This is a genomic window from Pseudomonas sp. P5_109 (assembly GCF_034009455.1).
In the GTDB taxonomy this organism is placed as follows: domain Bacteria; phylum Pseudomonadota; class Gammaproteobacteria; order Pseudomonadales; family Pseudomonadaceae; genus Aquipseudomonas.
Genome location: NZ_CP125380.1, coordinates 2,852,385 through 2,871,440 on the forward strand (window position 1 = coordinate 2,852,385; position 19,056 = coordinate 2,871,440).

The 19,056-nt window shown below is 55.8% G+C and carries 21 protein-coding genes; 12 read left to right on the plus strand and 9 right to left on the minus strand.

Annotated features, from left to right (window positions below; genetic code table 11):
• The first annotated feature begins 13 nt into the window (after positions 1-13).
• The gene (locus QMK54_RS12990; RefSeq protein WP_110659903.1) at positions 14-946 is read left to right on the plus strand and encodes a LysR family transcriptional regulator; all 933 of its coding nucleotides are present in this window, start codon (positions 14-16) and stop codon (positions 944-946) included.
• 56 nt (positions 947-1,002) lie between these two features.
• Here QMK54_RS12990 and QMK54_RS12995 read toward each other — a convergent pair whose 3' ends face one another.
• Together QMK54_RS12995 and QMK54_RS13000 are read right to left on the minus strand one after the other, a co-directional pair.
• On the minus strand, positions 1,003-1,275 hold the full coding sequence (locus QMK54_RS12995; RefSeq protein WP_320402653.1) for a DUF2790 domain-containing protein: 273 nt from the start codon (positions 1,273-1,275) through the stop codon (positions 1,003-1,005).
• A 427-nt stretch (positions 1,276-1,702) separates the two neighbouring features.
• Positions 1,703-2,245, minus strand: a complete 543-nt coding sequence (locus QMK54_RS13000) for a DMT family transporter (RefSeq protein WP_320402654.1) — start codon at positions 2,243-2,245, stop codon at positions 1,703-1,705.
• A 100-nt stretch (positions 2,246-2,345) separates the two neighbouring features.
• Here QMK54_RS13000 and QMK54_RS13005 point away from each other — a divergent pair, with 100 nt between their 5' ends.
• On the plus strand, positions 2,346-3,251 hold the full coding sequence (locus QMK54_RS13005) for a LysR family transcriptional regulator (RefSeq protein ID WP_320402655.1): 906 nt from the start codon (positions 2,346-2,348) through the stop codon (positions 3,249-3,251).
• 78 nt (positions 3,252-3,329) lie between these two features.
• Here the strand turns inward: QMK54_RS13005 and QMK54_RS13010 are convergent, their stop codons facing one another.
• The 3 genes from QMK54_RS13010 to QMK54_RS13020 form a co-directional block, all read right to left on the minus strand.
• Entirely contained in the window at positions 3,330-3,746 is a 417-nt protein-coding gene (locus QMK54_RS13010) for a VOC family protein (protein ID WP_320402656.1), read from the minus strand.
• Between the two features lie 97 nt (positions 3,747-3,843).
• On the minus strand, positions 3,844-4,566 hold the full coding sequence (locus tag QMK54_RS13015) for a hypothetical protein (RefSeq protein ID WP_320402657.1): 723 nt from the start codon (positions 4,564-4,566) through the stop codon (positions 3,844-3,846).
• Positions 4,567-4,637: 71 nt separating this feature from the next.
• Positions 4,638-5,144 (minus strand): DMT family transporter, encoded by a 507-nt coding sequence (locus QMK54_RS13020; RefSeq protein WP_320402658.1) that lies wholly within the window; start codon positions 5,142-5,144, stop codon positions 4,638-4,640.
• A 342-nt stretch (positions 5,145-5,486) separates the two neighbouring features.
• Here QMK54_RS13020 and QMK54_RS13025 point away from each other — a divergent pair, with 342 nt between their 5' ends.
• Entirely contained in the window at positions 5,487-6,395 is a 909-nt protein-coding gene (locus QMK54_RS13025; RefSeq protein ID WP_320402659.1) for an MBL fold metallo-hydrolase, read from the plus strand.
• Between the two features lie 26 nt (positions 6,396-6,421).
• Here the strand turns inward: QMK54_RS13025 and QMK54_RS13030 are convergent, their stop codons facing one another.
• Together QMK54_RS13030 and QMK54_RS13035 are read right to left on the minus strand one after the other, a co-directional pair.
• On the minus strand, positions 6,422-6,601 hold the full coding sequence (locus QMK54_RS13030; protein WP_320402660.1) for a hypothetical protein: 180 nt from the start codon (positions 6,599-6,601) through the stop codon (positions 6,422-6,424).
• Between the two features lie 25 nt (positions 6,602-6,626).
• Entirely contained in the window at positions 6,627-7,532 is a 906-nt protein-coding gene (locus QMK54_RS13035; RefSeq protein WP_320402661.1) for a LysR substrate-binding domain-containing protein, read from the minus strand.
• 137 nt (positions 7,533-7,669) lie between these two features.
• On the opposite strand from QMK54_RS13035, the gene QMK54_RS13040 reads away from it, so the two are divergent.
• Genes QMK54_RS13040 through QMK54_RS13055 form a run of 4 tightly spaced genes read left to right on the plus strand, consistent with a single transcriptional unit; the run spans position 7,670 to position 10,736 of the window.
• Positions 7,670-8,497, plus strand: coding sequence for an ABC transporter substrate-binding protein (locus tag QMK54_RS13040; protein WP_320402662.1), 828 nt, complete (start codon positions 7,670-7,672; stop codon positions 8,495-8,497).
• A gap of 11 nt (positions 8,498-8,508) precedes the next feature.
• Complete coding sequence (locus QMK54_RS13045) at positions 8,509-9,189, plus strand: amino acid ABC transporter permease (RefSeq protein WP_320402663.1); 681 nt, start codon at positions 8,509-8,511, stop codon at positions 9,187-9,189.
• A gap of 30 nt (positions 9,190-9,219) precedes the next feature.
• Positions 9,220-9,996, plus strand: coding sequence for an amino acid ABC transporter ATP-binding protein (locus tag QMK54_RS13050; protein WP_320402664.1), 777 nt, complete (start codon positions 9,220-9,222; stop codon positions 9,994-9,996).
• An 8-nt stretch (positions 9,997-10,004) separates the two neighbouring features.
• Positions 10,005-10,736 carry an MBL fold metallo-hydrolase gene (locus tag QMK54_RS13055; protein ID WP_320402665.1) on the plus strand — a complete coding sequence of 244 codons (732 nt, stop codon included), beginning with the start codon at positions 10,005-10,007 and terminating at the stop codon, positions 10,734-10,736.
• Between the two features lie 358 nt (positions 10,737-11,094).
• Here QMK54_RS13055 and QMK54_RS13060 read toward each other — a convergent pair whose 3' ends face one another.
• A complete protein-coding gene (locus tag QMK54_RS13060) occupies positions 11,095-11,922 on the minus strand; it encodes a DMT family transporter (protein WP_223595836.1) in 828 nt (275 codons plus the stop codon).
• A gap of 409 nt (positions 11,923-12,331) precedes the next feature.
• On the minus strand, positions 12,332-12,772 hold the full coding sequence (locus QMK54_RS13065) for an Lrp/AsnC family transcriptional regulator (protein WP_007975212.1): 441 nt from the start codon (positions 12,770-12,772) through the stop codon (positions 12,332-12,334).
• Positions 12,773-12,911: 139 nt separating this feature from the next.
• On the opposite strand from QMK54_RS13065, the gene QMK54_RS13070 reads away from it, so the two are divergent.
• From QMK54_RS13070 to QMK54_RS13090, 5 genes are all read left to right on the plus strand, one after another.
• Complete coding sequence (locus tag QMK54_RS13070) at positions 12,912-15,959, plus strand: aminotransferase class III-fold pyridoxal phosphate-dependent enzyme (RefSeq protein WP_320402666.1); 3,048 nt, start codon at positions 12,912-12,914, stop codon at positions 15,957-15,959.
• Between the two features lie 158 nt (positions 15,960-16,117).
• Positions 16,118-16,906: an ABC transporter substrate-binding protein gene (locus QMK54_RS13075; RefSeq protein WP_320402667.1), complete on the plus strand. Its 789-nt coding sequence runs from the start codon at positions 16,118-16,120 to the stop codon at positions 16,904-16,906.
• Positions 16,907-16,969: 63 nt separating this feature from the next.
• A complete protein-coding gene (locus tag QMK54_RS13080) occupies positions 16,970-17,617 on the plus strand; it encodes an amino acid ABC transporter permease (RefSeq protein ID WP_110657990.1) in 648 nt (215 codons plus the stop codon).
• Positions 17,618-17,627: 10 nt separating this feature from the next.
• Positions 17,628-18,287 carry an amino acid ABC transporter permease gene (locus tag QMK54_RS13085; RefSeq protein ID WP_223595822.1) on the plus strand — a complete coding sequence of 220 codons (660 nt, stop codon included), beginning with the start codon at positions 17,628-17,630 and terminating at the stop codon, positions 18,285-18,287.
• Positions 18,284-19,051, plus strand: coding sequence for an amino acid ABC transporter ATP-binding protein (locus QMK54_RS13090; protein ID WP_320402668.1), 768 nt, complete (start codon positions 18,284-18,286; stop codon positions 19,049-19,051). Before QMK54_RS13085 ends, QMK54_RS13090 begins: the two co-directional genes overlap by 4 nt.
• Positions 19,052-19,056 lie beyond the last annotated feature (5 nt).

Consider the following 19,056-nt stretch of genomic DNA (forward strand, 5'->3'; position numbering starts at 1 on the left):
TGAGGTGACACCGATGGATGTTTTGCAGACCCTGCGCTGTTTCGCCGCGGTTGCCCAAAGCGGCAGCTTCACCGCGGCGGCCACGATGTTGGACACCACCACGACCAACGTATCCAAAGCCGTTTCCAGCCTGGAGGCCCGCCTGCAAACGCGCCTGATCAACCGCACCACCCGACGCCTGGCGTTGACCGAAGCCGGTGTACGCTACCTGCAGCGCTGCGAGCGGATACTGGAGGACATGCGCGAAGCCGATGCCGAGGCGGGCACGGCCCAGGTCATGCCCGCCGGCCGCCTGAAAATCCACGCCATGTCGGCCATCGGCAACCACTACGTGATCGGCGCCATCGCCCGCTACCGGGAAACCTACCCTTCGGTGTTGTTCGACCTGACCGTGACCAATCGCCTGCCGGATTTGCTGGAGGAGGGCTACGACATGTCGATCGTGCTGGCGCGAGACCTGCCCGATTCCGGCTTTGTCGCCCAGCGGCTGGGTATCACCTACAGCATTCTCTGCGCCTCGCCGGCGTACCTGGCAAAACGCGGGGTTCCCGGCTCGCCCGGTGAACTCGACGGCCATGATTGCCTGCGCATCGTCAACACGGTCATGCCATCGGAGAACTGGGTGTTTGAAGGCCCGCAAGGGATAGAAACGTTCAGCACGCCGGTGTCGCCCTTCCACGTCAACACGGCGGACGCCATGACCTTCGCGATCAAGAACGGAATGGGCATTGGCATCCAGCCGATCGCGTCGGCCGTCGAAGGCCTGCGGGCGGGGACGCTGGTGCGGGTATTGCCGGAGTATCGGCTGGAAGAGTTGAACCTGTTTGCGATCTACGCTTCACGCAAGTTCGTCGATGCAAAAATAAAAACCTGGGTGGAATTCCTGAAGCACTCCATTCCCGGGTTGCTGGCGTCTGATGAAAAAATTGTCGGTGCATCGGTGTAGCGATGTGGCTGGCGCAGCACGCATGGAGTGTCGACCCTCCAGCGCCCGTACAGTGCTCACCCGTTCGAACAACCGCTGCCCATCACTTGATACTCGATGGTACGGCGTTGACCCTGGGAATCTTCGTAGGTCATGCGCGCCGGGACCGGTCCGCATTCATTGGCGATTTCCGAGACTTCGATGACGCGTTTGATATCGAGCTTTGTGCCGTATGTGTAGGTTTCAACCGGTGCCTGGCTGGTTGCGGCAGTGGAGTGGATGTCATCTGCAAAGGCCTGGGTGCCGGTGGCGGCAAGCGTAAGCAAGAGTGCGATTTTTAGCAGTTTCATGATCTTTACCTCGGGGTCGGAGCGTTATTCCTGGGACGATTTTTCCCGCGTGAGTGGGTTGCGCTTGGTTGGCTTTACTCACTTGGGTAGAGCCAATGTTAGGTGTTTGGCGGGGGGGTAAAAATCGGTCGGCGGGATAAACACTGTTGCCGGATTGATCATGAATTGAGGGGGGGGAGTCGGTCTTGAGTTTTCTCCCTCAAGGTAGGTGATTTCACAGACTTGCCTACCCATTTGCATTCGACTTGACCTGTCATTTGCATCGGATTTGACCAGGATGCTCCATGGCAATACCGGGCAGAGAACGACCCATAGTTGCCGGTCAGCACCGGCAGAAAACGGCCAAAGCGGACGCCAGGAGCAGGCCACTTCGATTAGCTGGATGTACAGCCGCCAGTCGACTCAAGCGATACCCCTTGTATCCTTGTTAATTCGACGTATTTCTATTCGACGCTTGCTCTGTCAGCACTTCTTTGTCCTTCGACACAGTCTGTGAAACACCAGGACTGTTGAACTGTGCTACGACGAGACCAAGCAGCATGATTCCCACACCCAAAAAGCGCCCAAAACTTGCTGGCTTTTCCGTCAATCCGAGCAGGCCAAAGTGGTCGAGTAGCATCGCTGCAATCATCTGACCGGCTATTACACACAGGAGGAAACCGCTCGCTCCGACTCTTGGAAGTAGCGCTAAGGAAGTAGCCACGTAAATGGCCCCTGTCACACCACCGATCCACATCCACCACGGGCCGCTTACTGCACTTTGGAAGTCAGGCACGGGCAAGCGCATAAGGATGACAGCTACCAATATCGCAACGACGCCGATGCTGAGCGCGACAGCGGCTCCCCATAAAGGGTGGCCAAGCATGCGTCCCAGCGTGGCGCCGCTAGCGGCTTGTACCGGAATCAGCGTGCCTGCCATGAAGGCTGTCAGTAAGGGTAGAAAAAGATAAAGGGCAGTTTTGCCTAGCATAAAGTTCTCCGTTAAACATGCCGATCAGCGCTCGGCGGGGGTAACAGTTCATGTGGTAAATTGATGAAAACCACTACTTTGCGACTCGAGTATTCATTCTATGGATGAACTGCGCAGGATTGACCTCAACATGCTGGTAACGCTTCATGCGTTACTGGCCGAGAAGCACGTCACGCGAGCATCAGTACGGCTGCATAAAAGCCAGCCAGCAGTCAGCCACGCGCTCGGCTTGCTCAGAGCCCATTTCGATGACCCTTTGCTCATACGGCGAAACGGGTCCATGGTTTTAACGGCGAGGGCACAAGCTCTGGCTCAGCCGCTTCAGGATGCTTTGGGCAACTTGAACTCGCTGTTGGGCGCTCCGTCATTTGAGCCATCAACGGCAAAGGGCCGTTTCAGATTGTCGCTATCGGACTATGCAGCGCGAATCCTTCTACCTCGGCTTACCCAGAAGGTTCGTCAAGAAGCTCCAGGTATTGATTTGGCTATCAGCCAGGCAAGTCGAGAAATGATGATTTCTCAGCTTTTGGATGGCGAACTCGACCTTGCATTGGGTATCTTTCCCGAGGTTCCGGATGCCATTGCGCTTCAAGATCTCTTTTTCGAAGGGTTCATCAGTCTTGCTGATAAAAAAGTGTTGCCCGCGCAGGGCGGTCTTTCACTGAACGATTGGCTAACTCGCCCACATGTAATGCTCGCGCTTCGCCCTGACGCGAATGACGAAATCGAGCAAGCGTTGGCCACCCGAGGCTTAAAGCGTCACATTGCCTTGGCTTTGCCACACTGGAGCGCTGCGGTCGAAGTACTTGCTGGTACCGATTTGATTCTTACGGTTGCCAGTCGCGCGGTAGGCCCGATGCGAAACCACAAATCGCTACGGCAATTCGAACCGCCCATTGATATCCCCCGATTTGCCTATCAGCAGGCCTGGCATTCCAGGAAAGAGGGTGACGCCGCACATCGCTGGTTGCGCGAGGCAGTCTTCAAATGCTCTCAGCCAGGCTGACGTCAAACCAGAGCAGCCAAGCTGTGCTCCATCACGACTAACTCGATAGTTACTTGCCCGTCTACCTGACGAATTTCATCAGGATTGCAGAGCAGGGCCTTTCAACTCGATTTGATTATCATCAGGGTCATTCAGGTAAATCGACAAGCCTGTTCCCTCTGCTCCATAGCGCATCACTGCCTTTTCAGCAGATACACCGGCATCAGCCAAGTGGCGGAGAATGGCTTGTTCATCAAACGGCTCAACCCGAAGGCAAAAGTGATCGACGTTGTGTCTTTGCTTACCCGCCGGCTGACCACCCTGACGACCGATCGGCCCTTTCACATCAACCAGGTCAATCATGGATGTCCCTGCGCTCAGATGAATCATGCCAAGGTCGTCACGGCGCTTTTTGACATCACATCCAAGTATAGATGTGTAGAAAGCCAGGCTGTGCTCGATGTTCTGTACCCGTAAAACAACATGGTCTATACGTTGAATTGAAAAACTGCGCATAACGATCCTCCTGTCGGAATCACTTACTTGAGTCCCCATCCAAATTTCCGATCTTTAGATGGGAGCTCTCCACGATGCGTGCGCCAAGCTCGACGACTTAGCTGATCTTGGAAAACAGTTGAGGCACTTCACCCGAGAAGTCGACCCAAGGATTGGTATCGAGCAACTCGGCATGCGGCACGCTTGATTCATCGAAGCGAATAGTGAAGCTTTCCGGCCCATGGGCATAAGCCACAATTACGCCCTGGTGCGGATCCATGTAGCCGGCGTGCATGCCAAAGCCTGGATAGCTGAGGCGCACCGCAGGCCCTTGAGGATTGATCTCATGCACGGTCAAGCGCGCAAGGACGCCATCCGGCAGTACAAACATCCAGGTGAAAGCACCACCGGATACAACCGTCATCACCTCATCAATGCCCGCGCCATTGTCCGAAGTGTTTACATGAAGACGCCCATAACGATTCAGAGCCCAAGTCCGCATCTCTGGGGTCATGGCTTTCATGTCGTAAACTTTTGGATAGGGCGCTGTATCTCCCTCGCGGGTACCCAGGTAACCACCACGGTGTACCTCAGGAGTGCGGCCTGCGAGGTGGATTTGCTCCAACAATTCAGCGCGGTTGAGACTGAATATCGAAAGCAGCTTGTTTTGATCTTCTTCGCTGATGGCGTCAACCAGCGATGCTTTGAGTATCGGCTTGGCTTCTTCGGGTATCGAGACAGTGCTGGCGCGCACACCTACGCTGCGCAATACAGCGTTGACGCTGTCGATACCTTCAACATCGGAACGGCCATCGCTGAACTGAAGTTTTACGAAGTTCATCTTTGTTTCTCCTATCGTGAGTCAGAAAGTTGCGGTTGCGTTGCGGGTTTTCATATAACGGGTAAGGCGGGTTACTTGCTGATTTGGGTAGCGCTGTTCTCAACCGTTGGCGTGCCGATGCCCTGGACTAGCAACACACCACCAAAGATGAGCACGACGCCTGCCACTCGAGTGAAAGTGATCGGTTTGTTGGGGAGTCCCATCAGTCCGTAATGGTCAACCAGGACTGAAGCCAAAATTTGTCCCGCTACGACGAGCAGTAGAAAACCGCTAGCCCCTAGCTGGGGAGTGATGGCAGTTGCGCTGCCTACGTACACGGCGCCCAAAATGCCACCGATCCATAACCACCAGGATCCCTGCAAAGCCTTGCCAACATCAGGCGCAGATACACGTAGGACCAACAGCGCAATCACCACCACAACGGCACTGACGAACAGCGAAGTTAACGCCCCCCAGAGCGGGTGCCCTAACGCTCGGCCGACGGCTGCATTGCTGGCAGCCTGGAAGGGCAGGACTGCACCTGCCAGCAACGCGGTACCCACCGGGATTAGTGCGAGAGCTACTGCCTTACTGAACATGGCATTCCCCTTTGGAGATGACTGGTTTCGATGGGCAAATATTCTCCAATCCACAGGGGTTATGGAAATCACATGTTTGCACATGCATTATTCATTTGATGGATATCTTGGAGGGGCGAGGCTGTGTAGCTCAGCTGCGCTCAGTCGACTTAACGGGATCGAAATTCGACTTTTACTTTCAGGGAGCGAAATGGGTACTGAGTATTCGCCGCACGCTTTAGTTGAACTGAAGTGTCCGGCTTTAAAAATCATCCATTGATGTGCGAACCGTCAGCCAGTGAGATAGGCACTGCAGAAAGTACTCTGCCATCCGATGACAACAAGAGAAAAGGTCCGCACTCCATGCACAAGTTCGTAAAAGCCCTGACCCTGTATTCCTTCACCATCCTTTGCGTCCCATTCGCCACTCAGGCACAGGAAACCTCCACGGGGCAAACCCCGGCCTTTGTGGTGCATAAGTTAACGGACTTCCTCTACGCCATCGGCGAGCCCAACTACTACCAGAAGAACTATTCGTACTTGTTGGTGGGGACGGATCGGGCGCTGATGTTTGATTCGGGCGCGAACCAGAAAGAAGACATCACTTCGGTGGTGCGCAATATCACGGACAAGCCGCTCTCGTTGCTGCCTTCACACCTGCACTTCGATCACCTTGGCGGCTTGCACAACTTTCAGAGCATCTACCTGGTGGATATGCCCTTCACTCGTCAGTTCAAGGGCAAAGATGACTTCTACCGTGTTCCCGAGCCGGTTTACCTGGGCAACATAGATCATATGGTGGTGCCGCCCTTCAAGGTGGCGCGACTGATTAAGCCCGACGAGACGATCGACCTGGGCGGCCTCAAGGTGCGCCTGATCAGCGTACCCGGTCACACGCAGGATGAAGTGGCGCTCTTCGATGAAACGCACAACATCCTTCTGGCGGGGGACCACGTCTATCCGTCCTGGCTCTTGGCGGGGAACCTGAAGGACTACGTCGCTTCTCTCGATGCCACGCTGAAGGTGATCAATGAGCAGACCGCCATCTATGGCGCTCACGCTGACGAGGACCCAACCAGGGTGCCAGCCATGACATACGCCGACGTGCGGGCGATCCGCGACAAGATGGTCCTGATCCATGCCGGGCGAGCCAAGGGTGAAGCCTTCAGCGATCCGGAACTGATCAAGAGTTCCGAGCTTTATAAGGTGGAGAAGGACATCAGCATTCTTACCAACATCCAGTTCACTGATGGTCGTGTCTACGGTTACTGATCGGGCTGCCCTGCCTTAGAGAGTAATCAGTCGATGAACGCCGGGATTTCCGGGCGTTCGCGCGTTCCTTTGGAACAGGCAACATAGTAATTGTGCACCGCCGGCGCCGAGATCGGCAGCGGACGCACTAATCGTCCTTCATCGAGATCGCAGGCGGAGACGACTTCATCGCTCAGCGCCACGCCGAAGCCGTCACGCTGTCGCATGAGCCGGCTTCCTACGAAAAGCTATTTACACCTGGGGCGTAACAGGTAGTTGCGATTGCGCAATCAACCACTCGATGAAATTGCTCACTTCCTCACGATCGCGATTACCTTCGCTGCACACGCAGTAATAGTTCTGCAAAGCTGGCACGGCAAGGGCGAGAGGCTGTACCAGTCGGCCTTCATCCAGATCGCGGGCGGACACAACCTCGTCGCTGAGTGCCACGCCATACCCATCGCGAGCAGCTTGCAGAACCATGCCGAAATCATCGAAGTAAATATCCGAGTCACTCGATTGCCCAAAGCGTGCCTCGGACAGCCAGCGTCGCCACTGCGCGCCATCGTCTTCATGAAGCAAACGATAATGAGCCAGGTCGGACACGCTTCGAATGGCCTTGGGGCCGCGCAATAGTTGGGGGCTACATACCGGTGTCATGCGGATCCCGTGCAGTAATCGCCACCAGAAGCCAGGCCAGGGAGGGACGCCGTAAATCACGGCCAGATCGGCCCGCCGCCAATCGACTGTATTGAAGTAACTTGCGGTGATGACATTCAACTTGATGTGCGGATTGTCATCCATGAACGCGAAAAGCCGCGTGGCAAGCCAAGTTACGCCATGCACGCTGGGGATAGAAAGCGTCAGTTCGATTTTCTGCCGTTCTCCCTGACGTTCACTGGATAGCTGGCGCACCCCATCTTGGATTTCGCAAATCGCGTTGGCTACCCGATGTTGCAACAGGCGGCCATTGTCGGTCAGGACCAGTCGTCGACCTTGCTTCTCGAATAATTCCTTACCCAGACCGCTTTGCAGAACCCGAAGCTGCTGACTGATTGCGCCCGTGGTGACATGTAACTCCACCGCCGCCGCGGCAATGTTGCCCAGTCGTGCGACACATTCGAATACCCGAAAACTATGGAGAGGTGGGAGTGCCATCGTCACGCCTATATTTCAGTTTTTCTAAAGAATAACCCTATAAAAAGTTTAGCTTGTTTGCCTTCTTTGTCGCCAGCACCATTGCCCTGCGTTACCGCATTCCTCCTCTAAACCACCAAAACAACAAGAGAAATGTCATGAACCAAGTAGCCGCAATTTTTCTGGGTTTGGGTATGGGTATGGCCAGCAGCTTGGCCGTTGCAGCTGATATGAGTAGCACGAAACCTTCGTTCGCTCAGGGCGACACATTAAAAGTCTGTACGGCCGGCGAGTTTCCACCGATGGAGTTCTACGCCAAGCCAGGCGACACCCAGATGGTTGGTTTTGAGGTGGATGTCATGGCTGCGCTGGCCAAACACTGGGGCGTAAAACTCCAGTTGGTTGTGGGCGATTTCAAAGGTTTGTTGCCGTCTCTCGACTCAGAACGTTGTGATGTTGTTGCCAGCGGCATGACCCTTACTAGCGAACGCTTGAAGCGCTACGACGGTGTTGGCTATTTCAAATCGTCCAAGGTCATGGTGACGTCGGCACAGGATGAGCAAACCCGCAAACCGGAAGATCTGAGCGGCAAGGTGATCGCTATCGAGGCGGGCACCACCTACGAAGACACGGTAAAGGCTCTCAACAAACAGCTGATAGAAAGCGGTCGTAAGCCCATCAGCATGCAGACGTACCCGTCGGCTTCGGCGGTTATCCAGCAAGTTCTCGTAGGGCGAGTAACGGCGACGATCACCCAGGATACAACGGCGGCTTATCGCAGTACCCAGGTACCTGGGAGACTGCAGATTACCTATACCTATCCCGACACTGACCTGTTTGGACTTTACCTGCGCAAGAACACTGCCGATTTGCAAAAACTCAACGATGCGTTGGGTGCCTTGCAGCAAAGTGGTGAGCTGAAAACGCTGCTCGCCAAGTGGAATCTGCCGACCCAGTCGACAGACGTCCAATTGGCTCAGCAGTAAGGGTGAGCGTCATGGTGTTTGATTCTTCGTTATTCCTGGACGCCGTATTCGGCTGGCCGCTGGCTAAAGGGGCGCTGCTGACCCTGGTGTTGTCGGTTGGCGTGATGGCGTTGTCGATGGGCGTTTCGCTGTTCACCGGCTCCTGTGCAACTTCGTCGCGGCGCGGCGTGCGCTGGTCGATGGCCAGTTATGTGTGGTTGTTCCGTGGTGCTCCGGCGTTGCTGGTCTTGCTGTTTATCTGGAATGGGCTACCGCAACTGTTCCCCAGTTTTCGTGGCGGCTGGTTCACGCCTTTTCTGGCGGCGTTCATTGCTCTGTCGCTGATACAGATCGCCTATCTGACCGAGATATTTCGCAGTGCATTTGCTGCGGTGAGCAGCGGCCAGCGCGAAGGCGCAGCGGCATTGGGTCTGCATCGATGGCAAGTGTTCATGCTGGTGGTGTTGCCGCAAGCCTTACGTATTGCGCTACCCGCTTTGGTTAACGAGTTCATCTCACTGCTCAAGGCGACTTCTCTGGCGACCATCATCTCTTTGAATGAATTGATGACCACCACTCAGTTTGCAATTGCCACGAGCTTTCAGTTTATGGAGTGGTACAGCGCCGCGCTGGTTTACTACATGTTGCTGGTCTCGGTATTGACGGGCTTGCAGATGCGCGTCGAACGCGTTCTTTCCAATGGCTACCGCTAAGGGCGGCTTTTCGGCAAAACAGGAGACACCATGAAACTGTCCATTGATACGCCAGTCGAGCTTGCCAAGATTCAGCCAACTGCGGTGGAAATTCGGGGGCTTGGCAAATGGTACGGGGCGTTCCAGGTACTGAAAAATATTGATCTGGATGTCCAGCAGGGCGAACGGGTAGTCATTTGCGGGCCCTCCGGTTCCGGCAAGTCCAGCCTGATTCGCTGCATCAATCGCCTGGAGGAACACCAGGAAGGACGCATCGTCGTCGACGGTGTGGAGCTTACCGGCCAGCTCAAACGCATCGATCGGGTGCGTAGCGAAGTGGGTATGGTGTTTCAGCACTTCAATCTATTCCCCCACCTCACCATTCTTGAGAACTGCACACTGGCGCCACGCTGGGTACGCAAGATGCCTCGTCGAGAAGCAGAGGAACTGGCCATGCATTACCTGGAGCGGGTACGCATCCCGGACAAAGCCCAGTGCTATCCAGCCAAACTCTCGGGTGGCCAACAGCAGCGAGTCGCCATTGCACGAGCCTTGTGCATGAATCCCAGGGTGATGCTGTTCGATGAACCGACCTCGGCGCTGGACCCGGAGATGATCAAAGAGGTGCTCGACACCATGGTTCAACTGGCGGAAGAAGGGATGACCATGGTGTGTGTTACCCACGAAATGGGCTTTGCTCGCAAGGTGGCTGACAAGGTTGTCTTCATGGACGCAGGTCAAATTGTCGAGTGCGGTTCGCCTGATCAAATATTTACCCAGCCAAGCCACGAACGAACCCAGCGCTTTCTTGGCCAGCTTCTGCATTGAGGTGCCCCATGAGGGATGAATGGTACCAAAGGCAGGATCTGGGCAATGGCATTACGCGCTTGAGCGAGCCTCATGTGCACCGCTACTTTGCCGCTAACCTCTTTCACGTGCGAGGGCGCGATGCCGATCTGGTGATTGATTTCGGCATGGGGTTGGTTCCGTTACGACCGGCCCTGGCTCTGGAAGAAGGTAAGCGGCTTGTTGCGGTGGCGACCCATATTCATGCTGACCATGTTGGCGGTTTCCATGAGTTCGAAACACGACTTGGGCATCCGGCTGAGGCGGAAGACTTTGCCTGCATGGTTGATCAGGACACCTTGGCCCATGTGTTTCGCAGCTTGCCGGGCGCAGTGGAGCAATCACCGTGCCTGAACTGGTCGCCGGAGCACTACTGCATCAGGCCGGCTCCATTGACTCAGACCGTGGAGGAGGGTGACATCATCGATCTGGGAGACAAACAGCTACGGGTACTTCATTTACCCGGTCACTCTCGTGGTTCGATTGGCCTGTTCGACGAATCGGCAGGTGTGCTTTTCAGTGGTGACGTCATTTATATCGGTGGTTTGGTCGATAACCTGCCTTGCTCGAACCAGACTCTTTACCGTCAGACGATGCAACGTTTGATCGATCTGGAGGTGCAGTGCATTCACGGAGGACATGGCGCAGCCATGTCCTCAGAGCAGATGAAAGCTATTGCGAGGCAATATCTTCACGGCACATCAGCCAAGGCAACGATCTGATCGGGCGGGTTATCGAATAGAGTGTTATATCCGTCTGGAGCAACGTTTCACCGTAAACGATTGCCCCCTTTTGGCCATTGCTGCCGTTGATGAAGGGCAGCTTCTGGCCGATTGTGTTGAAAAAGTCGGTCCTTCCAGACTGCCCGCGTACTGACTGCTGAAAATGCCTTTTTTGCGCGCAGCTGCGCGAAATCTGAGCCCGGGAATCCTCTGCTTAAAGTAAAGATTTCAATCTCAAACGCGTACTTTTCTCCCGTGGAAACCATGGCCGACTTTTTCAACAGAATCGGCCGGTAGTTGCCTATCGCGAAGGGCTGTAACCGAGCCCATAGCTGACCTCGGCTTTGCGCCCCTGCCGTCAGCCAATGATGATCGTCCCGACAGCAATCACCGCGCATGCCAATATCTTTCGGGCAGTCAGTGTTTCGCCCAAGAAAAAATATCCGATCAATGCCGCGAACAACACGCTGGTTTCGCGCAATGCAGACACCGCTCCCATGGGCGCGGCGGACATGGCGTAGATGACGATGCCATAGGCCAGAAGTGAGACCAGACCTCCAACGAAGGCCGACATGAACCCCGGTCGGAAGGTAAATAAACTCTTCGCGTCGCGCACGCCGACATACACCAAAGGCATCAAGATGCCCCACAAGGCGCACATCCATACCGTGTATGCCATCGGCGCGCCGGACAGGCGGACGCCAATGCCATCCGTCACGCTATAAGCCGCAATGAAACAACCGGTTCCCAGGGCGTAAGGCAGACTGGGAACGGCAAGCTTGCGCCCTCTAAAGGCCAGCGAAATGATTCCGCCTGACACCAGTAAAATGCCGATCATCGCGACTGGCCCAACCGTTTCTCCGGCAAAAACCGAAGCCGCGAGGGTAATCAGGATAGGCGAGGAGCCCCGAGATATAGGGTAAGTTTGCCCAAGGTCTCCAACCTTATAGCTGCGCACCAGGAACAAGTTGTAGCCAACGTGCAGCACCGCTGAAAGCGCTGCGTAGAACCAGCTGGCTTGGGCCGGAGCTTCCAAAAACAAGGCTATCGCGATGCTGGCAATGGCTACCGCCACGCACATGATCGTCATCGACCAAAGTCTGTCGGCGCCACCGCGCAATGCGGCATTCCAGCTGGCATGCAAGAGCGCTGCAAAAAGTACGAGCAAGATAATGTGATAGGGCATGCGCCATCCTAAGCAATTGGGTGCCTCGACTAAAGCGAAGTCCTCGCATCACTTGAAGAGTAATTGCTCATCCCTCATCGATATCCTTTTTTGAATCGTTTCGGGGCGAACGTCCAGAACTATGACTCACTGGTTTAGCGTAATAAGTAGCGCATAACATGATCGATATGCAAAGGCTGCTTCCCTGGTAGACCTCTGTCATGCGTTCGTCCCTGTCGCTGGAAAAGATGCCAGCCTTACCACCTTGTCTGATCAGTCGAACGACCGCTTCAGCCGTTCTCTGCCGCTCATGCCCACGAAGCAAGCGGGTCAAATCCGATGCAATGGGTGGTCAGAACGAATGCAAATGACTGATCAAGTCGAACGCAAACGCCTGATCAAATGCAGTGCAATTTCTCCCCCAAACAAATCAGGAACTCTGCCGATCAATATCGCGCCGCAGAACAACAGCGGTAGTAATGTCCTCAACATAATCATGACTGGCGACGGCATCTCTGACCCGGTTCAGGTCATCGATGGTTCGTGATTCGATCTCGATGACCAGGTCGAGTTGGCCACTGACCGAGGACACGCGCCGGACCTGCGAGTTTTGCGCCAGTAGATCCAGCAGGCCCATTGCAGGCGTGCGCTTGAGGCAGACCAGCAGGATGGCGCGAATCACGTTGGCGTCGATTTCACCGATGTCCGCGCGGTATCCCCTGATCACGCCATTGCGTTCAAGGTTGATGACCCGTTCGCTGGTCGCGCTTCTTGAAAGCCCGATTCTCGCTGCCAAAGCCTTCAGGGCAATCCGGGCTTCCTTGGAAAGAATTTCGAGAATTTCGCGGTCTTTCGTGTCCAGGTCGCGCATCAGAACTCCCTAATTTTGCTGCCGAAATTGTGCCGGTCGATTCCGGCAATATGCAGGCGCAAGCCGACCGTATACCTACTGCCGTCCCGGGCGTTGCGTGCCAAGCTATCTGAAAAAAATGGCTTGGAAAACAACTACCATGACAAATCTCTCGCATCCTGCCCCCCAGTTCTCGACCGGGGATGCCGAAAAACTCAGTGAGCAGCTTTTCAACGTTATTGGTACGGCCACGCCGCTGGATGGCGAGCGCGACCGCAACTACCGGTTGAACACAGGAACCGATGCGGGATGGATTCTGAAGGTCGTCAACTCGACCGAGCCGCGCGTTGAAAGCGAGTTTCAGACGGCCATTCTCAGTCATCTCGCCACTCACAACCCCGAGCTTACCGTGCCTTTTCTGAAGAAAAGCCTTGCCGGTGAATACCTCGCCACTGCGGTAGCGCCCTCGGGCGAAACCCATGCGGTGCGCCTGGTGAGCTGGTTGCACGGTACGCCGCTGGCCGAGGTCGAGCGTACGTTCGAATTGATGCGCAGCCTGGGCCAGTCGTTCGGTGAAATCGACCGTGCACTTCAGGGCTTCATTCATCCGGGCGCGGTGCGTGATCTCGACTGGGATTTGCGTCACGCCGCACGTTCGCGCTCACGCCTGCACTTCGTCACAGATCCTGGCAGAAGGGCCATCCTGGAACGCTTCATTGAGAACTTCGAACAACGCGTCCAGCCGAAGCTTTCGCGTCTGCGTGCGCAAGTCATTCACAATGACGGCAATGACTGGAACATCCTCGTCGATTCGCACAATCACCAGAGCGTCTCGGGCGTCATCGATTTTGGCGATGCGGTCCATACGATCCTGATTGCCGAAGTCGCCATTACCTGCGCCTATTCCATTCTCGACATGGAAGACCCGATCGGCGCGGCCGCCGCCCTCACTGCCGGTTTCCATGACAAGTACCCTCTGCAGCCGGAGGAGCTTGACGTCCTCTTCAATCTCATTGCGATGCGCCTGGTCACCAGTGTCACCTTGTCGGCCTCGCGCTGCGACCGCACGCAAGACAATCCCTACCTTGGCATCAGCGAAGCGCCGGCCTGGCGACTGCTGGAAAGGATGGATCGCATGAACCCGCGGCTGGCGACGGCGATCCTGCGCAAAGCCTGCGGTTTTGACGCGATCGAAGGCGCGGGGGCGGTGCGCCGCTGGGTGGCTGAAAACTGCAAGTCCTTCGCCGATATCGTGCGTCCATCGGCGGCGACCATGAACAAGGCCATTGCCCCGTTCGGCGACGCTTCGCATGTGATGACCATCGCTTCAGCCGAGCGGCGTCCAGCGCAGGCAACCCAGTGGTGGAGTGATTTTTCTGCCGAGCACAAGGTGCCGCTCGGCATCGGGCCATGGGGCGAGGAACGGACCATCTACACCGACACGGCGTTTGAGTCGCGATTCATCGAAGGGCAGCGTCGGATCATTCACGTCGGTGTCGACTTGATCATGCCCGCCGGCACGCCGCTCTATACGCCGGTTGCCGGCGTGGTGCAGAGCGTCGAGGTCGAGCATGAGCCGCTGGGTTATGGCGGCTTGATCATGCTCAAGCACTCGCCTGAGGGGTGCCCGCCATTCCTGACGCTGTGGGGGCACATGGCGCATGAAGCCCTGGCGCGGCTCAAGCCCGGGGACCGCCTGGAGGCTGGCGCGCTGGTGGGATACATGGGGGCGGATACGGAAAATGGCGGGTGGATCCCCCATGTGCATTTTCAGATGTCCACCGACACCGGGCTGAAAGCGGGCGAGTTCATCGGTGTGGGTGAGCGGGCTTATCTTGAGGTATGGGCGGACCTGTTCCCCGATGCATCGACCCTCGCGGGGATTCCTGCGGAAACCTACAGCCAGGACGGACGCACCAAGGCCGAGCTTGTCGCCAAGCGCAAGGAGCTGTTGCTGCCAAACCTGTCGATCTCCTATTCGGACCCGATCAAGTTCGTTCGCGGTGACGGGGTCTGGTTGATCGATAACTTTGGCAGGGCGTATCTGGACTGCTTCAATAACGTCTGCCATCTCGGCCACTCTCATCCGGATGTGGTGCAAGCACTTTCCCGGCAGGCCTCACGCCTGAACACCAACACGCGTTACCTGCACGACAATATCGTCGAGTATGCGGAGCGGCTCACCGCCACTTTGCCTGAAGGTCTGGCGGTGGCTTCCTTCGGTTGCTCGGGAAGTGAAGCCAACAGCCTCATGCTGCGTATGGCGCGCAATCACACCGGGCGTAACGATGCGATCGTGCTGGATTGGGCTTACCACGGCACTACCCAGGAATTGATCGACCTCAGCCCCTACAAGTACAAGCGTAAAGCCGGTAAAGGGCGCGCAGACCATGTGTTCGAGGCGGCCGTCCCGGATGCCTACCGTGGTTTGGATCAGTGGGCGTTCGAGGAACTCGGCAAGCGTTACGCCGAGAGCGTGGCGGATCAGATCGAGCTCATGCGCAAGCAGGGCAGGGCGCCGGCGTTCTTCCTGGCGGAGTCCATTCCCAGTGTCGCCGGGCAACTGTTCTTCCCGGAAAACTACTTGAAAGAAGTCTATGCAATGGTCCGTGCCGAGGGCGGTCTTTGCCTGGCTGACGAAGTCCAGGTCGGCTTTGGTCGTGTAGGCAGCCACTGGTGGGCTTTTGAAACCCAGGGTGTGGTTCCCGATGCAGTGTCCATGGGCAAGCCCATTGGCAATGGCCATCCGATGTCGGCGGTGGTGACCACGCGGGAAATTGCCGACAGTTTCAACAACGGCATGGAGTACTTCAATACCTTCGCCGGCAGCCCGGTTTCATGTGCTGTAGGGCTCTCGGTACTCGATGTGATCGAGCGCGATAACCTGAAACTCAACGCACTGACCATTGGCAACTATCTGCTCGACGGCTTCCGCAAGTTGCAGCAGCGCTACGATGCAATTGGCGATGTGCGTGGGCAGGGTCTGTTTCTCGGGATAGAACTTGTCACGGACCGCAAGACCAAAGTTCCGGCCACGCAGTTGGCCAGGCAAGTGGCCGATGGTGCCAGGGAGCGGGGCATTTTGATCGGTACTGAAGGCCCCCATGACAATGTCCTGAAGATGCGCCCGTCGATGATTTTCAGTCAGGCAAATGCTGACTTTCTGCTCGAGGTCCTGGACGAAAGTTTCAAGGCCGCACTGCGCTGATTTGACTGCCCGACATAGTGTCGGCCAACTCCGGCAATGTGTCAGGCAGGCTGACACCTTGCCGGGTGCTTTCCAGAAGTGCCTATGCAAGACTTTTCATGAAGGCCGGCTGAATAACTCCAAGAAAATAAAAAACAATTCTTCCAAGGTGCCATCCAATGCTAACCAAAAAGCTCAAGGGTTTGATTGTCGCTTCTACCGTGGCGGCAGCGGCGCTACTTTCCACCTCGGTTGTTCACGCTGATGATTTGAAGTCGATCCAGGATTCCCAGGAAATCCGCATCGCGATGAGCGGTCAATACTCGCCCTTCAGCTTTGCCAACGAGCAGAACCAGATTGTCGGATTCGATGCTTCCATCAGCGAGGCACTGGCTGAGCGGATGGGGGTAAAAGTGAAGATCATCACCACGCCGTTCGACGGGATCATTGCAGGTCTTCTGGCGAAAAAATATGACGCCATCATCGCTTCCATGACCATTACCCCGGAACGGCAGAAGGCCGTGGATTTCGTCGGGCCCTATTACCATGCCGGCCGCACGATCGTAGTGAAGGAAGATTCTTCGATCAAAAGCCTCGATGATCTCAAGGATGTGTCTGTCGGCGTGACCCTCGGCGACGCCCACGATAAATGGGCGAGGGCCCGCGGCAACCTGAAGGTCAGAACGTACAAGGGGCTTCCGGAAATGCTGGTCGACCTGGAGGCTGGGCGTATCGACGCGATTGTGATGGACAGTGTTCCGGTGCTGGTCGCCGTCAAGGAAACCGGGCAGAAGGTTCGCATCATTACGCCACCGGACAGCGACGGTGCTCTTGAGGGAATGGGCATTGCCCTGCGCAAGAACAACCCTGAACTCAAGGCGACGATGCAGAAGGCACTTGAAGACATGCTCGCCGATGGCACCTACGAAAAGATCTCGATGAAGTGGATTGGCAACGATATCCGCTAATGCGTATTTAGCATGGCTCGACTTACTGTCGAGCCAGCCAATCAGACTTTTCCGAGCGTGCTCATGGATCTGACTCTCATACAACGCACATTCCCGTTTTTCCTGGAGGCGGCCTGGATTACGGTGCAGATCTCTGTACTTGCTCTTCTGCTTGGTTTTCTGGTCGCAATCGTGCTCGTGGCTGGCCGGTTGTCCACTGTTCTCGCCTTTCGATGCCTTGCCAGACTCTACATCAGCGTTTTTCGCGGCACTCCCTGCCTGGTTCAGCTGTTCATCATTTACTTTGGCGGGCCGCAGATCGGACTTGAGCTGGAGCCGTTTGCGGCAGGCGTCATCGGCCTGGGCCTGAATATCGCCGCCTACATGGCCGAGTCCATTCGGGGCGCTATCATCAACATTGACCCTGGCCAGGAAGAAGCGGCACGTTCAATTGGTTTCGGGCGGGGTCAAACCTTATTGTTCATCACGCTGCCACAAGCTGCAAAACTGATGATAAGACCGCTGGGAGTGAACGCTGTCGCTCTTATCAAAGGTTCTGCATTGGTGTCGACGATCTCTGTGGTTGAACTTTCATATACAGCGCAACGCTTTATCAGTTCAACGTACAAGCCTTTTGAGATTTTCATGGTGTCTGCATTGCTTTACATCGTGATGGTCTACTCGGTCAGATTTATTGTCGACTATCTCGATAATCGCTTCGCGGCAAGGTGAGAGCATTCCTATGCAAAGCCTGGATCTTAGTATAGTTACACCTTATTCCGAGCTGCTTGCGACCGGTCTTTGGTGGACGGTCGTGATGTTTGTAAGTTCCAGCCTGTTGAGTTTGATGGCCGGGATAGCCTTTGCACTCATTGTTCTTTATGCGCCCAAGGTGTTGGCGCTGCCCGTGCGTTTCATGACCTGGTTGCTGATGGGCACGCCACTGCTTCTGCAGTTGTACGTGATTTATTATGGTCTTGTGCAAGTAGGCATCGATATTCCCGCGCTGGTGGCTGGCATCATTGGTCTTAGTTTGCACTTTGCCGTCTACAACGCCGACGTCATTCGTGCCGGCGTGGTGTCGGTAGACCCGGGGCAGATCGAAGGTGCGCGCTCCATTGGCCTCAGCCGTGGACAGACCCAGCGTTACATCATCGTGCCGCAGGCGCTGCGCAGGACTATTGCGCCACTGGGAAACAACCTGATTGTCCTGTTGAAGGACACCTCCCTGGTTTCCATCATCGGTATTGCCGAGTTGGTGTACAGCGCGCAACTTGCCGTGAGCGAAACCTATAGTCCGTTCGAGTTTTATCTGACTGTTGCGGTTATTTACTATGCAGCCAATCTTGTTCTGGAAGGCGGCCTGCATCTTCTCGAAAACAAGGTAGAGATGTCACGATGATCAGCAAGCAATTCATGGTTGAAGTGAAGGGCGCTCGCAAGGCTTACGGAGCACTTGAAGTACTCAAGGGCATCGATCTTTCCATCTCTCGCGGACAAATCATCGCCATCATCGGCCCGAGCGGTTCTGGTAAGAGCACGCTCCTGCGCTCGATCAATCACCTGGAAGTGCTCGACGACGGCGAGATCTGGCTGGAGGGCGAGCAAGTCAACCGGCCATTGAAAGGTCGTGCGTTCGAACAGCACATCAATGCCGTGCGGCAGCAGATGGGCATGGTATTCCAGCACTTCAACCTGTTTCCGCACCTGACCGTGTATGAAAACATTGCCCTTGGCCCGGTAAAGCTCAAGGGGCTCGGCAAAAAAGCGTCTCGTGAATTGGCAATGGAATACTTGTCAAAAGTTGGCCTGGCCAGCAAGTTCGACGAATATCCTTCTCGCCTGTCGGGCGGGCAGAAACAGCGGGTGGCCATAGCCAGGGCCCTGGCGATGCAGCCGAAAGTCATGCTGTTCGACGAGGCGACATCGGCACTGGACCCGGAGCTCGTCGAAGAGGTCAACCTGGTCATGAAGCAACTCGCTGCGGAGCATATGACGATGTTGATCGTCACTCATGAAATGCGTTTTGCCGGCGAAGTGGCAGACCGGATTGTCTTCATGGACGGCGGGGTGGTGGTCGAGGAGGGTGCACCCGAAGACATCCTGCAAAACCCTGTCCACGAACGAACCCGGTCGTTCTTGAAGAAGCATCTGCACGATAGATAAGGTGC

What these genes read in the sequence shown, in the direction of transcription:
- QMK54_RS12990 (WP_110659903.1), top strand. Translation starts at nt 14, where the DNA reads ATGGATGTTTTGCAGACCCTGCGCTGTTTCGCCGCGGTTGCCCAAAGC.
- QMK54_RS12995 (WP_320402653.1), bottom strand. Translation starts at nt 1,275, where the DNA reads ATGAAACTGCTAAAAATCGCACTCTTGCTTACGCTTGCCGCCACCGGC.
- QMK54_RS13000 (WP_320402654.1), bottom strand. Translation starts at nt 2,245, where the DNA reads ATGCTAGGCAAAACTGCCCTTTATCTTTTTCTACCCTTACTGACAGCC.
- QMK54_RS13005 (WP_320402655.1), top strand. Translation starts at nt 2,346, where the DNA reads ATGGATGAACTGCGCAGGATTGACCTCAACATGCTGGTAACGCTTCAT.
- QMK54_RS13010 (WP_320402656.1), bottom strand. Translation starts at nt 3,746, where the DNA reads ATGCGCAGTTTTTCAATTCAACGTATAGACCATGTTGTTTTACGGGTA.
- QMK54_RS13015 (WP_320402657.1), bottom strand. Translation starts at nt 4,566, where the DNA reads ATGAACTTCGTAAAACTTCAGTTCAGCGATGGCCGTTCCGATGTTGAA.
- QMK54_RS13020 (WP_320402658.1), bottom strand. Translation starts at nt 5,144, where the DNA reads ATGTTCAGTAAGGCAGTAGCTCTCGCACTAATCCCGGTGGGTACCGCG.
- QMK54_RS13025 (WP_320402659.1), top strand. Translation starts at nt 5,487, where the DNA reads ATGCACAAGTTCGTAAAAGCCCTGACCCTGTATTCCTTCACCATCCTT.
- QMK54_RS13030 (WP_320402660.1), bottom strand. Translation starts at nt 6,601, where the DNA reads ATGCGACAGCGTGACGGCTTCGGCGTGGCGCTGAGCGATGAAGTCGTC.
- QMK54_RS13035 (WP_320402661.1), bottom strand. Translation starts at nt 7,532, where the DNA reads ATGGCACTCCCACCTCTCCATAGTTTTCGGGTATTCGAATGTGTCGCA.
- QMK54_RS13040 (WP_320402662.1), top strand. Translation starts at nt 7,670, where the DNA reads ATGAACCAAGTAGCCGCAATTTTTCTGGGTTTGGGTATGGGTATGGCC.
- QMK54_RS13045 (WP_320402663.1), top strand. Translation starts at nt 8,509, where the DNA reads ATGGTGTTTGATTCTTCGTTATTCCTGGACGCCGTATTCGGCTGGCCG.
- QMK54_RS13050 (WP_320402664.1), top strand. Translation starts at nt 9,220, where the DNA reads ATGAAACTGTCCATTGATACGCCAGTCGAGCTTGCCAAGATTCAGCCA.
- QMK54_RS13055 (WP_320402665.1), top strand. Translation starts at nt 10,005, where the DNA reads ATGAGGGATGAATGGTACCAAAGGCAGGATCTGGGCAATGGCATTACG.
- QMK54_RS13060 (WP_223595836.1), bottom strand. Translation starts at nt 11,922, where the DNA reads ATGCCCTATCACATTATCTTGCTCGTACTTTTTGCAGCGCTCTTGCAT.
- QMK54_RS13065 (WP_007975212.1), bottom strand. Translation starts at nt 12,772, where the DNA reads ATGCGCGACCTGGACACGAAAGACCGCGAAATTCTCGAAATTCTTTCC.
- QMK54_RS13070 (WP_320402666.1), top strand. Translation starts at nt 12,912, where the DNA reads ATGACAAATCTCTCGCATCCTGCCCCCCAGTTCTCGACCGGGGATGCC.
- QMK54_RS13075 (WP_320402667.1), top strand. Translation starts at nt 16,118, where the DNA reads ATGCTAACCAAAAAGCTCAAGGGTTTGATTGTCGCTTCTACCGTGGCG.
- QMK54_RS13080 (WP_110657990.1), top strand. Translation starts at nt 16,970, where the DNA reads ATGGATCTGACTCTCATACAACGCACATTCCCGTTTTTCCTGGAGGCG.
- QMK54_RS13085 (WP_223595822.1), top strand. Translation starts at nt 17,628, where the DNA reads ATGCAAAGCCTGGATCTTAGTATAGTTACACCTTATTCCGAGCTGCTT.
- QMK54_RS13090 (WP_320402668.1), top strand. Translation starts at nt 18,284, where the DNA reads ATGATCAGCAAGCAATTCATGGTTGAAGTGAAGGGCGCTCGCAAGGCT.